The sequence below is a fragment of the Rhodoferax sp. UBA5149 genome (assembly GCF_002413825.1).
Taxonomy (GTDB): Bacteria; Pseudomonadota; Gammaproteobacteria; order Burkholderiales; family Burkholderiaceae_C; genus Rhodoferax.
In genome coordinates, this window is record NZ_DHXT01000175.1 from 415 (window position 1) to 12,715 (window position 12,301).

The 12,301-nt window shown below is 61.3% G+C and carries 11 protein-coding genes, 1 tRNA gene and 1 pseudogene; 11 read left to right on the forward strand and 2 right to left on the reverse strand.

Annotated elements, in window-relative coordinates; all coding sequences use genetic code 11:
- The coding region (locus tag B3V69_RS15855) for a 5'-3' exonuclease H3TH domain-containing protein (RefSeq protein ID WP_296447978.1) at positions 1–1,403 on the reverse strand (1,403 nt) is incomplete at its 3' end.
- A gap of 56 nt (positions 1,404–1,459) precedes the next feature.
- On the opposite strand from B3V69_RS15855, the gene B3V69_RS15860 reads away from it, so the two are divergent.
- From B3V69_RS15860 to B3V69_RS15890, 7 genes are all read left to right on the forward strand, one after another.
- Positions 1,460–1,756 carry a hypothetical protein gene (locus B3V69_RS15860; protein WP_296447979.1) on the forward strand — a complete coding sequence of 99 codons (297 nt, stop codon included), beginning with the start codon at positions 1,460–1,462 and terminating at the stop codon, positions 1,754–1,756.
- Between the two features lie 3 nt (positions 1,757–1,759).
- Positions 1,760–2,749, forward strand: coding sequence for a homoserine kinase (locus tag B3V69_RS15865; RefSeq protein ID WP_296447980.1), 990 nt, complete (start codon positions 1,760–1,762; stop codon positions 2,747–2,749).
- Positions 2,750–2,751: 2 nt separating this feature from the next.
- Positions 2,752–3,555 (forward strand): BPSS1780 family membrane protein, encoded by an 804-nt coding sequence (locus B3V69_RS15870; RefSeq protein ID WP_296447981.1) that lies wholly within the window; start codon positions 2,752–2,754, stop codon positions 3,553–3,555.
- 103 nt (positions 3,556–3,658) lie between these two features.
- Positions 3,659–4,240 carry a hypothetical protein gene (locus tag B3V69_RS15875; protein WP_296447982.1) on the forward strand — a complete coding sequence of 194 codons (582 nt, stop codon included), beginning with the start codon at positions 3,659–3,661 and terminating at the stop codon, positions 4,238–4,240.
- A 24-nt stretch (positions 4,241–4,264) separates the two neighbouring features.
- On the forward strand, positions 4,265–6,325 hold the full coding sequence (locus B3V69_RS15880) for an alkaline phosphatase (RefSeq protein ID WP_296447983.1): 2,061 nt from the start codon (positions 4,265–4,267) through the stop codon (positions 6,323–6,325).
- A gap of 315 nt (positions 6,326–6,640) precedes the next feature.
- Positions 6,641–6,955 (forward strand): hypothetical protein, encoded by a 315-nt coding sequence (locus tag B3V69_RS15885; protein ID WP_296447984.1) that lies wholly within the window; start codon positions 6,641–6,643, stop codon positions 6,953–6,955.
- A gap of 55 nt (positions 6,956–7,010) precedes the next feature.
- Positions 7,011–7,298, forward strand: a complete 288-nt coding sequence (locus tag B3V69_RS15890) for a ferritin-like domain-containing protein (RefSeq protein WP_296447985.1) — start codon at positions 7,011–7,013, stop codon at positions 7,296–7,298.
- Between the two features lie 79 nt (positions 7,299–7,377).
- Here B3V69_RS15890 and B3V69_RS15895 read toward each other — a convergent pair whose 3' ends face one another.
- A complete protein-coding gene (locus tag B3V69_RS15895) occupies positions 7,378–9,798 on the reverse strand; it encodes a UvrD-helicase domain-containing protein (protein ID WP_296447986.1) in 2,421 nt (806 codons plus the stop codon).
- A 23-nt stretch (positions 9,799–9,821) separates the two neighbouring features.
- Between B3V69_RS15895 and B3V69_RS15900 the strand changes: the two genes are divergently transcribed.
- The 4 genes and pseudogenes from B3V69_RS15900 to B3V69_RS15915 all read left to right on the forward strand — a co-directional run bounded on the left by B3V69_RS15900 (position 9,822) and on the right by B3V69_RS15915 (position 12,194).
- On the forward strand, positions 9,822–10,043 hold the full coding sequence (locus B3V69_RS15900) for a hypothetical protein (RefSeq protein WP_296447987.1): 222 nt from the start codon (positions 9,822–9,824) through the stop codon (positions 10,041–10,043).
- Positions 10,030–11,007: a GMP reductase gene (locus tag B3V69_RS15905; RefSeq protein ID WP_296447988.1), complete on the forward strand. Its 978-nt coding sequence runs from the start codon at positions 10,030–10,032 to the stop codon at positions 11,005–11,007. The genes B3V69_RS15900 and B3V69_RS15905 overlap by 14 nt, the downstream gene beginning before the upstream one ends.
- A gap of 98 nt (positions 11,008–11,105) precedes the next feature.
- Positions 11,106–11,984, forward strand: a pseudogene (locus tag B3V69_RS15910) (NAD(P)-dependent oxidoreductase).
- A 134-nt stretch (positions 11,985–12,118) separates the two neighbouring features.
- A tRNA-Lys gene (locus B3V69_RS15915) sits at positions 12,119–12,194 on the forward strand.
- Positions 12,195–12,301 lie beyond the last annotated feature (107 nt).

The following is a 12,301-nucleotide window of genomic DNA, read 5'->3' on the forward strand; positions in this document are numbered from 1 at the left end:
TCCAGCACATAGCTTTGCAGCATGGTGTCGTGGGCATAGCCCTGCACCTCGATGCCGTGGTTGGCAAACACATGGCGGTCGTACTTGATGTGCTGGCCCAGCTTCTTTTTGCTGGCGTCTTCCAGCCAGGGTTTGAGTTTGGCCAGCACCTCGTCGCGCGGCAGCTGCGCCGGGGCATCGGGGTACCTGTGCGCCAGCGGGATGTAGGCCGCCGCACCCGGCGTCACACTGAAGCTGACGCCCACGATCTCGGCACGCATCTCGTCCAACGACGTAGTTTCGGTGTCCACCGCCACCAACTCGGCGGCCATCACGGTCGCGAGCCAGCGCTCCAAGGCATCCCAAGTCAGGATGGTGTCGTAGGCCAGCGTCGTGACGCGGGAGGCTGCGGGGGCGGCGGCAGCTTGCGGGTCACTGAACAAGTCAGGCTCGTCGAATAGACCGGGTTCCGCTTTGCTTTTAGCCGGGGCTTTAGGGCCAGCGATGGGTTTTTCGGTACTTGCTGCGGAGCCGCCGATCGCCCGGGCCAGGCCTTTGAACCCGTATCTATCATAAAAAACGGCCAGAGCCCCCGTATTCATTACGCCAGTAGCTATTGAATCCATAGCAGGCAGATCCGGCACCCAGCCGTTCAGATCGCAGTCGGTCTTGATGGTGAGGAGCTGGCGGCCCAGCGGCAGCCAGTCCAGCGTCTTCTTCAGATTCTCGCCCACCACGCCCTTGATGGCGTCGGCGTTGGCCACCACGGCATCTAACGAGCCGTATTGCTGCAGCCACTTGGCAGCGGTCTTGGGGCCAACTTTGGGCACACCCGGCACGTTGTCAATCACGTCGCCCACCAGGGTCTGGAAGTCCACCATCAGGCGCGGCGGCACGCCAAACTCGGCCTCAACGCCGGCCAGATCGCGGCGTTTGCCGTTCATGGTGTCGATGATGGTGATGTGGGCGTTGACCAGTTGCGCCAGGTCCTTGTCGCCACTGCTCACAATCACCTCGATGCCCTGCTGAGCCGCGGTCACGGCCAGTGTGCCGATCACGTCGTCGGCCTCGACACCGGGCACATCCAGCACTTTCCAGCCCATCAGGCGCACCACCTCATGAATCGGCTCAATCTGGGCGCGCAGGTCATCCGGCATGGGGGAGCGGTGCGCCTTGTACTCGGGGTAAAGCTCATCGCGGAAGGTCGGGCCTTTGGCATCAAACACACAGGCGGCAAAATCAGCGGGCACTTCCTTGCGCAGACTCTGCAGCATATTAATCATGCCGCGAATGGCGCCGGTGGGCGCACTGGTGGGGTCGCCGGGCACGGCCCGCAAATCAGGCATGGCGTGAAAGGCCCGGTACAGGTAGCTGGAACCATCCACCAGAAGCAGGGTTTTTTTCGATGTTTGGGGGTCATTCATACGCCCATTTTGCCTGTGACAGGCCGGGCACCAGTGCTTCTACTTACAATCACGGCATGCGCTTTGCCTTATTTCTCACCCTCGCCCTGTCTTGCGTCAGCATTTGCCAAGCACAGTCTCCTGCTGCGGCCCCAGCAGCTGCCGATCCGCAAAAAACGTCTGCAGCCACGGCCAGTGGTGCCATAGAAAAGCGCACCGAGCGCATTCACGTGGAAGACGCTGGCGCGCGGATTGACGAGCTGCGGATCGGTGGTGAAACCAAGACCATCGACGTTCAACCCAAAGGCGGCATGCCGGCGTATCAAGTTGCGCCCACCAGTGGCGAACGCAGCTGGAAAATTCTGGGTTTCTGATTCATGGCGGTTTACACAGAAGTCTCGACCAAAGAGGCTAGAACCCTGCTGCGACAACTCAAGCTGGGTGAACTCAAGGCCATGCAAGGTTGCGCCGGCGGCATCGAGAACACCAACTACTTCGTCACCACCCAGGTCGATGAAGAAACCCGCGATTACGTGCTCACCCTGTTCGAGCGCCTGACCCTCACCCAGTTGCCGTTCTACCTGCGTTTGATGAAGCACCTGGCCGAGCGCGGCATCCCGGTCCCTGACCCCACCGCCAACGCCCAAGGCGATCTGGTGTTTGAACTCAAGGGCAAACCGGCGGCCGTGGTGAACCGGCTGCCCGGCAAAAGCGAGTTGGCCCCCACCGCGGCACATTGCGCGGCGGTCGGCGCCACGCTGGCCAAAATGCATCTGGCCGGGCGCGACTTTGCCCTGTCGCAACCCAATCTGCGGGGCCTGCCCTGGTGGAACGAGACCGTGCCGGTGGTGCTGCCTTATTTGAGCGCCACCCAGGCCGCCTTGATCCAGAGCGAACTGGCCTACCAGAACCACATTGCGGCGTCGTCCGCCTATGCAGCCCTGCCCCGTGGCCCGATTCACGCCGACCTGTTTCGGGACAACGTGATGTTTGACCAGGTGGACGGTGAACTCCATCTCACCGGGTTTTTCGACTTCTATTTCGCCGGCATCGACAGCTGGCTTTTTGATATTGCAGTCACCTTGAACGACTGGTGTGTCGACCTCGACACTGGCGCCCACAACGTCGAACGCGCCCAAAGCTTCCTCGCAGCCTACGGCGCGGTGCGCACGCTGGAGCAGGCCGAGCGTGAGTTGCTGCCGGCCATGCTGCGCGGCGGCGCCCTGCGGTTCTGGATTTCGCGCTTGTGGGATTACCACCTGCCACGCGAAGCCAGCATGCTCAAGGCCCACGATCCGGGCCATTTCGAGCGGGTGCTGCGCGAGCGGGCCACGCACCCCGACCTTTTGAGCGCTGTTGCGACCTGACCATGAAACTGAACATTGTTCCCGCCCGTACCGGCATGCTATGGGTCAAGCTCGGCATACGGACGTTTTTCAGACAACCGCTGGCGCTCGCCGGTCTGTTTTTCATGTTCATGGCCGTGATGACGGTCGCCAGCCAGATCCCCTTCATCGGCACCGCGCTGGCCATGGCGCTGCTACCCGCCGCCACACTGGGACTGATGGTGGCCACGCGCGAAGCGACCGATGGCCGATTCCCCATGCCTTTTGTCTTACTGGCAGCGTTTCGCGCGGGTCGGCAACAGGCGCGCGCCATGCTGGTGCTGGGCGCTCTGTATGCGCTGGGTTTTCTGCTCGCGATGGGGGCTTCCTGGCTGATGGACGGCGGCAGCTTTGCCAGTGTTTATCTGGGCGGCGTGACGCCCACCCGCGAGATGATGGTTGAGCCTGCTTTTCAGGCGGCCATGTGGATATTCATTGGCCTGCACCTACCGCTGTCGTTGATGTTCTGGCATGCCCCGGCGCTGGTTCACTGGCACGGCTTGCCGCCGGTCAAAAGTCTTTTCTTCAGCCTCGTCGCCTGTTTCCGTAATTTTTGGGCGTTCGCGCTTTTCGGCGTGATGTGGCTGGCCGTGCTGGTGCTGGTCGTCGCCGGCGTTACCACATTGGCCGCGCTGCTGGGCAAGCCCGAACTCGCTGGCGACTTCCTGTTTCCCGTCCTGCTGTTGACGGCTTCGATGTTCTTTACCTCGCTTTATTTCACCTTCCGCGACAGCTTCGAGCCGCCGCCGGAAGCGGCACCCGGAACCACTCCTCAGGCCGCTCCTTAAACCGGTCAGGCGCTTGGGCACACGGTGTCACGACAGCGTCACAGACGCTTGGTACGCTGAGGGTTGTGATTCTCACCGCCCCTCCACACGCCGTCTGCACACCATGAATATCCAATTTCAATTGCCCCTGGACGCCAGCCGCCAGAGCGCCTTCACCACCCCGCTGCGCCTGCTGCTGGCCACCACCGCGGCTTTCTGGATGGGCACGGCCCAACCGCAGGTGCTCACGCCGGTCGCGTCACGCAACGTGACCGAACTGCGTTTTCGTGAGTTCTTCCGGACCCCGGTGGGACCGACCGGGCTCGACATCAGCGACACCCTGCGCCAGGCCGACGGGCGGCCGGTGCGACTGGTGGGTTATATGGTGCAACAGGAAAACCCGGTGCCGGGCCGCTTCATGCTGGCGCCCCGTCCGGTGCAGATGAGCGAGCACGCCGATGGTGATGCCGACGATCTGCCCCCCGCCACCGTGATGGTTTACCTCGACCCCAGTCAGCAGGACTGGGCCGTGCCCCATGTGCGCGGGCTGGTGGCGGTAAGCGGCAGGCTGAGCGTCAGCCGCCATGAAGAAGAACGCGATGGCCGGGTGTCTTGGGTCCGTCTGCAGCTCGACCCCGATGCCACGCGCAGCATGAATGCTTTCGAGTTGACCGGCTACCTGCATAAGCTGCAGCACTCGCACTGAACCTTCACTGACCCGATTGCAAGCATGGGTTCTTCCCGTCACCGTCGTTCCCGCGCCCTCCTGCCACTGGGCCTGTGCGCGTTCTCCAGCCTGACCGCCACGGCCGTCCAGGCAGCGCCTTCCGTGAGCCGTCTCACGCCGCCCAGCGAACTCTTTTCCAGCGGCCAGAGCGCGCCGGTGATCGCGCGCTTTCTGCCCGGTCAACGCTTCGACCTGCAGGCCACGTTGCGCCCCGACGACGCCAGCAAGAGCATCCGCAATGCCCGTTTTGAAATCGACGGCAAGGCCGTTGAGGCGCCGCTGGCGCTGCGCGAGTGCAGCAGCGGCTGTCCGGCGTCGGTCCCCAAGAATGCCGTCATCGCCACCGTGCGCGCCATCAGCATGGCCCACCCCGGATTGCATACCTTCAGCGTGAGCGCCACCCAAAGCGATGGCCAGAATGTCAGTGCCCAGGGCAACTTCGAAGTGGTAGCGCTGCTGGCGGGCGGCCAGAAGGTCAAAAACATCGTCATCCTGCTGGGCGACGGCATGGGCGCGGCCCAGCGCACGGCGGCGCGCATTGTGGCCGGTGGCTACGCCCAGGGCAAGGTCATCACGCCGCTGGCGATGGACACTTTTCCGGTGACCGGCATGGTCAAGACGGCTTCGCTCAATTCGGTCGTGACCGATTCGGCGCCGGGCATGACGGCCTACGTCTCGGGCAACAAGAACAACAACAATGAAGAGGGTGTGTTCCCGGATGACACCACCGACCCCTTCGACAACCCGCGCATCGAGTACCTCAGCGAGTACCTGCACCGCACGCAGGGCAAGGCGCTGGGCCTGGTGACCACGGCCGACGTGTTCGATGCCACGCCGGCCGGCAACGCGGTACACGCCAGCAACCGCGGCGCGGGCACCGGCATCGTGGACCAGTACCTCGATGACCGCAGCCTCACCGGTCTTTCCGTCCTCATGGGCGGCGGACGCAAGTGGTTCCTGCCCGCCAGCGTGCCCGGTTCGGCGCGTGGCGACCGCACCGACTACGTCTTCTCCAGCACCGACGCGCACACCGCGGACATCGTCAAACGATGGGGCGCGGCGCCGGGCCAGCTCGACAAAGAGCGTGACCTGATCGCCGATTTTCAGGCATCCGGTTTTCGCTACGCAGCCGACAAAACCGCGCTGGACGCCATCGATCCTTTGAAGACCGAGCGTCTGCTGGGCCTGTTTGCGCACGCCAACATGAACGTGGCGCTGGACAAGATCGACGGTCGGCGCAGCAGGATGCGCGGTATCACTGGCCGCGTGGTGGACGACTACGGCTTCCCCGACCAGCCCATGCTTGACGAGATGACCGTCAAGGCGCTGGCGGTGCTGGAGCGGCAAAAGAACGGCTTCGTGTTGATGGTGGAAGGCGCCTCCATCGACAAGCAGGCGCACAACATGGACACCGAGCGCTGGATGCTTGACACCATCGAATTTGACCGCGCCACCAAGGTGGTGCAAGAGTTCGCCCGCCGACGCGGCGACACGCTGGTGATCGTCACCGCCGACCATGAGTGCTCGGGCGTGGCCCTCATCGGCGGCTCACTGGTGAGCGACGCGCGGCTGCAGGAACTGGTGCGCGAGGGCGGCAGCGCCAATGTGCGCGACAAGGTGGTGGGCATCTACGAGAAGGCCGGTTTTCCGAAGTACCGCATCGCCCGCGACGGTTATCCCGAAACCACCGACATCGACCACCGCCTGCTGGTCGGTTATGGCGCCAATGCCGACCGCTATGAAGACTGGCGCAGCAACGAGCGCCCGCTGCAGGACAGCCAGCAGCCCTTCGTGAAGCAAGAACCGCTGTCGGCCTACCCGGCGGGACCGATGGCGCGCGACACCGAGGGCCGCTACCTGGTCACCGGCCAGGTGCCGGGCGACAGCGCGGTGCACACCGCCACCGACATTCCGCTCTCGGCCTTCGGTCCGGGTGCCTGGGCCTTCACCGGCGTCATGGACAACACCGACGTGTTCTTCCGGCTGGCGCAGGCGTCGCTCAAAGGTGTGGTCTTGCCCGAAGGTCTGATGAGCGCACCCGTGCGCGCCAAACGCAAGCCTTGAGCCCGGCCTGGTGCGCCCGCAGAAATCCACGTCAAGCCTCTGGCATGGTTTCTCGCCATACAAATCTCCCAGTCGAAGAATTCAGAAAACCCGTGCCTATGTATGCAAGCGCACAGATGAATTCTTGACGAGTCAATACCATGGCCTTGCAAGTCATCTGTCTTGGTCCTGGTGGCTAGGCGCATGACCATAGAGCCCGCACTTCCAGCATCGCACGGACATTCGAGCGCCCTGCGCCGACAAGCATTTGCAGCTGGCGAAGGCGGTGAAATTACATGAGATGGCGGGAGCCGTCCGAGACTACTTTTAAAGAGTATGAATACTTTTACTTATCGACAAGCCGTGAAAGCTGTTATTCCTGGCCATTTTTACTGTGCATTTGACCCTGTTACCAGGCAAATCCGGCTCACCGTCGAGGCCAGCTCGGCTGATGAGGCTCAGCAACGCATGGCGTCCGTAGCGCCTTTCATCGGCGTCGCAAAAGCCAAGGTGTTTTTCTTTGTCGTTCTGGAGGAGGCGCCGCACGGGGTGCCCACGTTTTTGAAATGCTTCTTTCCAGTTCCAGAAGTCACTCGGCGCATTGCACCATCACACGCTCAAACATTGCACTGCGCATCGCTCGACGAATAGTCGCGATTCGCTACGCATTCAACGCCAGGAACACCGCAACCAAAAGGAAAAGAATATGTCCAGCATCGGTTATCACGAGCCCATAGAAGAACTGTCCCACGAAACGCGCGACATGCACCGCGCCATTGTTTCCCTGATGGAAGAGCTGGAGGCCGTGGATTGGTATAACCAACGTGCCGATGCCTGCAAGGACATGGAACTCAAGGCCATTCTTGCGCACAACCGGGACGAGGAGAAAGAACACGCGGCCATGCTGCTGGAGTGGGTTCGGCGCAAGGACCCCAAGTTTTCCGGCCAGCTGAAGGAGTACCTGTTCACTGAAAAACCGATTGCGCATCAGTGAAGCGTCCAATGGTTTTTCGCAGGTGATTGAAAGATTCCCTCGGGGACGGGCATGAATCAGCGTGCCGCGGGATGACGGATCAAGGCACCGGCGTCAGCTTGGCCACGCTCAATGCCAACCACTTGACGCCATGGCGCGGGAAGTTGATTTGTGCCCGCGCATCGTCACCCACGCCTTCCAGTGCGAGTACCGAGCCCTCCCCGAACTTGGCGTGAAACACCTTCATGCCGGCACGCAGCCCATGCGCTGGCGCCGCCTTTTGGAGGGGCACGGGTGCCGCGGTAAACTTTGAATAGTCAGTGCCAAACGAGCCTCTAGCCCCCGTGGAATAAGCACCACCAGCTCCTGAATTCGTAGCAGACCCGGAACCGAAGCCTTGATTTTTGGGTGTGATCCACTTCAGCGCGGCCTCCGGCAACTCCTCAAAAAACCGGCTCTTCATGTTGTAGCGCGTCTGCCCGTGCAACATGCGGGTTTGCGAATGACTCAGGTACAGGCGCTTGCGCGCCCGCGTGATGGCCACGTACATCAGACGCCGTTCTTCCTCCAGACCGTCACGGTCACTCACCGAGTTTTCGTGCGGGAACAGGCCTTCTTCCATGCCGGTGATGAAGACGCAGTCAAACTCCAGCCCTTTGCTGGAATGCACTGTCATCAGCTGGATGGCGTCCTGACCGGCCTGCGCCTGGTTGTCGCCTGCCTCCAGCGCCGCGTGCGACAGGAAGGCCGCCAGCGGTGACAGGGTCTCGCCCGTCTCCGCATCGGGCGCCAGCTCCTCCAGCAGCGCTTGATTGAGGTCCAGCCCCTGCGACGCGGGCGACTGGATCAGGGCGTGGCCTTGTTCATCGACCGGCTGCGCGGCATCTCGCCCAAAGTTCTCCAGCGAAACAAAACTCTCCGCCGCGTTCACCAGCTCTTCCAGATTTTCTACCCGGTCAGCGCCTTCGCGATCGGCCTTGTAGTGCGTGATCAAACCACTGTGCTCCAGCACCCGCTCGACGATTTCACGCAGGGTCATGCCTTGTGTCTGCTCGCGCAACACGTCAATGCCGGCCAAAAAGGCGCCGATGTTGCTGCCCGCCTTGCCACTGAGGCCGCTTACCGCATCACTGAGCGAGCAGCCGCTCGCATGGGCCAGGTCTTGCAACTGCTCCAGGCTGCGCAGGCCGATACCGCGCGGTGGAAAATTTACCGCCCGCAAGAAACTGGTGTCGTCGCGCGGGTTCTGCAGCAGGCGCAGATAGGCCAGCGCGTTCTTGATTTCAGCGCGCTCGAAAAAGCGCAGACCGCCATACACCTTGTACGGCATGCCGGCGTTGAACAAGGCGGTCTCAATGACCCGGCTTTGCGCATTGCTGCGGTACAGCACGGCGATTTCTTTGCGCGGCACGTCGTCGCGCACCAGTTGGCGCATTTCGTCCACCATCCACTGCGCCTCGGCAAAATCGCTGCTCGCCTCGAACACGCGCACCGGCTCGCCCGGCCCTTGCGCGGTGCGCAGGTTCTTGCCCAGGCGTTTGCTGTTGTGGCTGATCAGCTCATTGGCGGAGTCCAGGATGTTGCTGCCGCTGCGGTAGTTTTCCTCCAGCTTGATCTGGTGCTGCACCTTGAACTCGCGCACAAAGTCGGTCATATTGCCGACGCGGGCACCGCGAAAGGCGTAGATGCTCTGGTCATCGTCGCCCACCGCCAGCACACAGCCGCTCGGGTTGAAACTGGACGCGTCATCGGCTGACCCGTGCGCGCCCGTGCCCGCCAGCATCTTGATCCACGCATATTGCAGCTTGTTGGTATCCTGAAACTCGTCGATCAGGATATGGCGAAAGCGCCTCTGATAGTGCTCGCGAATCGGATCGTTGTCGCGCAGCACTTCAAAGCTACGCAACATCAGCTCGCCAAAATCGACCACGCCTTCGCGCTGGCACTGGTCTTCATAGAGCTGGTAAATTTCGATTTTCTTGCGCGTTTCTTCGTCGCGCACTTCGACCATATTGGGGCGCAGCCCGTCTTCCTTGCAGCCACCAATAAACCATTGCATCTGCTTCGGGGGGTAGCGTTCATCATCCAGTTTGAATTGCTTGTAAACGCGCTTGATGGCGGAGAGCTGATCCTGGGTGTCCAGAATCTGAAAGCTCTGCGGCAGATTCGCCAGCTTGAAATGGGCGCGCAAAAAACGGTTGCACAGGCCATGGAAAGTGCCAATCCACATGCCGTGCACATTGACCGGCAACATGCTGGTCAGGCGCGTCATCAGTTCCTTGGCGGCCTTGTTGGTGAAGGTCACGGCCAGCACGCCGCCGGGCGTCACCTGACCGTTTTGCAACAGCCAGGCAATGCGGGTGGTCAGCACCCGGGTCTTCCCCGAGCCGGCCCCCGCCAGGATCAGCGCATGCTCGGCCGGCAAGGTCACGGCGGCGCGCTGCTCCGGGTTGAGATTTTGCAGGAGGGGGGAGTCCTGGGCGCCCGGCTGAGGACCCGCTTGTGTAATTTCTGAGAACATCCGAGCATTGTAGAAAGCCTCGCATGAAAAAACTTTTGTTCCTGATGAATCTGAGTTGGAGGCTGGCATCCGCTGCATGGCCTCAGCCGTTTTGTGCCAGGCCAGGCCCATGGACCGCCTGGCTGCTGCTGGTGGAAGATATACAAGGCCGTATAAGATCCATGGCGCAGCACCAGCCGACCAGTCCAAACGCTCACCTGTTCAGCAACGGCCTTCTGGAGCTTGGTAAAAATGGAAATTTTTGACTACGACAACATTCTTTTGCTGCCGCGCAAATGCCGCGTGGAGAGCCGCTCGGAATGCGACGCCAGCGTCGAGCTGGGCAGCCGGCGCTTTCGCATACCCGTCGTGCCGGCCAACATGAAGACGGTGGTAGATGAATCGACCTGCGTCTGGCTGGCGCAAAACGGCTACTTCTACGTGATGCACCGCTTCGATCTGGACAACGTCCAGTTCGTCAAAGACATGATGGCCCAGGGCTTGTACGCGTCGATTTCGCTGGGCGTCAAGAAAGCGGATTACGATACCGTTGACCAGTTGCTGGCGCTCGGCCTGGCGCCGGACTACATCACGATCGACATCGCCCACGGCCACGCCGACAGCCTGAAGAACATGATTGGGTATTTGAAAGAAAAAATGCCCGCAGCCTTCATCATTGCCGGCAATGTGGCGACGCCGGAAGCCGTGATTGATCTGGAGAACTGGGGCGCCGACGCCACCAAGGTCGGCATTGGCCCCGGCAAGGTCTGCATCACCAAACTCAAGACCGGCTTTGGCACGGGTGGCTGGCAACTGAGCGCCGTGAAGTGGTGTGCCCGCGTGGCGACCAAGCCCATCATTGCCGATGGCGGCATCCGCGAGCATGGCGACATCGCCAAGTCCATCCGCTTTGGCGCCACGATGGTGATGATCGGCTCGATGCTGGCGGGTCATGAAGAGAGCCCCGGCCAAACCGTCGAGGTGGACGGCAAGCTGTACAAGGAATACTACGGCTCGGCCAGTGACTTCAACAAGGGCGAATACAAACACGTCGAGGGCAAGCGCATTCTGGAGCCCATCAAGGGCAAATTGGCCGAGACCCTGCTGGAAATGGAACAGGACGTGCAAAGCGCCATCAGCTACTCGGGCGGCAAAAAACTGATGGACATCCGCAAGGTGAACTACGTCACCCTCGGTGGTGATAACGCGGGCGAACACCTGCTGATGTGAAACCGTCAGCCCGGCGACAGCGAAATGGCCGGAAACCCTGAGATCGCGGCGCGCGACGCGGCATTCTTTTCCTATTCGTCTGCTTTTTGGGAGTGACCATGAAGATGGCTGTACTGGGCATCGGCATGATGGGTTTTCCCATGGCGCGGCGCCTTTGAGAGACAGGCCATACGGTCCACGTCTGGAACCGCAGGCGGGAGAAGGCCGACCGGCTCGCCCCGTTTGGTGCCACGGTTCACGCGCAGGCCGCCAACGCCGTGCGGTCTGCCGACATCGTGATCTGTCTGTTGGAAAACGGCACGGTCATGGGCGACGTCCTGTTTGCAGGGGGCGTGGCCAAAGCCCCGAAGCCGGACGCACTGGGGATCGACATGTCCTCCATTCAACCCGCAGAAGCACGCGACCACCCGGCCCGTCTGAACGAAATTGGCATCGCCCATCTGGATGCCCGGGTGTCCGGCGGCACGCTTGGGGCGGAGCACGGCACGCTGGCCATCATGGCCGGCGGCAATGCGGCGGCCTTTGAGCGTGCCCAAACAATTTTCCAGGTATTTGGCCGTGCGACCCATGTGGGACCGCACGGCGCAGGCCAGCTGACCAAATTGGCCAAATTGGCCAATCAGATGATTGTGGACATCACCATTGGCGCCGTCGCCGAAGCACTGCTGATGTGCGAAAAAGGTGGCGCCAGCATGGCCAAGGTGAAAGAAGCCATCACCGGCGGCTTTGCCGACAGCCGTATCCTGCAAGTCCACCGACAACGCATGGTGGAGCGCGATTTCACGCCGCACGGCCGCATGTCGGTACAACTCAAGGACTTGCGCAATGCGCTCGCCACGGCGGAAGAAATCGGCTTCGATGCCCCGGTGAACCGACTGTTCGAGAAGTTGTACAGCGATGGCATTGAGCACGGCCAGACCGACCTCGATCACGCCGGTCTGTTCGTTGAACGGGGCAGCCACAATGGCATGCGATGAGCGAAAAACCTTGATATATAATTTGCTACTCTGCCCGCAAGGACAGAGCGCAGTCAAGAAGGCGACGCATTTACAACGCGAAGTCCAGCGGGTTTTATTCCCGCTAACGCCACCACGACACCGTTTTAAAAAGTGGGTTCTTAGCTCAGTTGGTAGAGCAGCGGACTCTTAATCCGTAGGTCGACAGTTCGAATCTGTCAGGACCCACCACTACAAGCCTTATAGGCATTGAAAAGCCTGCTACTTAATTGATAGCAGGCTTTTTTATTCTCTTCAAAATTCCCCGCTGTGCACGGGTGTTGCCGCCGACCGAAAAC

What these genes read in the sequence shown, in the direction of transcription:
- B3V69_RS15875 (WP_296447982.1), top strand. Translation starts at nt 3,659, where the DNA reads ATGAATATCCAATTTCAATTGCCCCTGGACGCCAGCCGCCAGAGCGCC.
- B3V69_RS15870 (WP_296447981.1), top strand. Translation starts at nt 2,752, where the DNA reads ATGAAACTGAACATTGTTCCCGCCCGTACCGGCATGCTATGGGTCAAG.
- B3V69_RS15895 (WP_296447986.1), bottom strand. Translation starts at nt 9,798, where the DNA reads ATGTTCTCAGAAATTACACAAGCGGGTCCTCAGCCGGGCGCCCAGGAC.
- B3V69_RS15905 (WP_296447988.1), top strand. Translation starts at nt 10,030, where the DNA reads ATGGAAATTTTTGACTACGACAACATTCTTTTGCTGCCGCGCAAATGC.
- B3V69_RS15885 (WP_296447984.1), top strand. Translation starts at nt 6,641, where the DNA reads ATGAATACTTTTACTTATCGACAAGCCGTGAAAGCTGTTATTCCTGGC.
- B3V69_RS15900 (WP_296447987.1), top strand. Translation starts at nt 9,822, where the DNA reads ATGAAAAAACTTTTGTTCCTGATGAATCTGAGTTGGAGGCTGGCATCC.
- B3V69_RS15860 (WP_296447979.1), top strand. Translation starts at nt 1,460, where the DNA reads ATGCGCTTTGCCTTATTTCTCACCCTCGCCCTGTCTTGCGTCAGCATT.
- B3V69_RS15890 (WP_296447985.1), top strand. Translation starts at nt 7,011, where the DNA reads ATGTCCAGCATCGGTTATCACGAGCCCATAGAAGAACTGTCCCACGAA.
- B3V69_RS15880 (WP_296447983.1), top strand. Translation starts at nt 4,265, where the DNA reads ATGGGTTCTTCCCGTCACCGTCGTTCCCGCGCCCTCCTGCCACTGGGC.
- B3V69_RS15865 (WP_296447980.1), top strand. Translation starts at nt 1,760, where the DNA reads ATGGCGGTTTACACAGAAGTCTCGACCAAAGAGGCTAGAACCCTGCTG.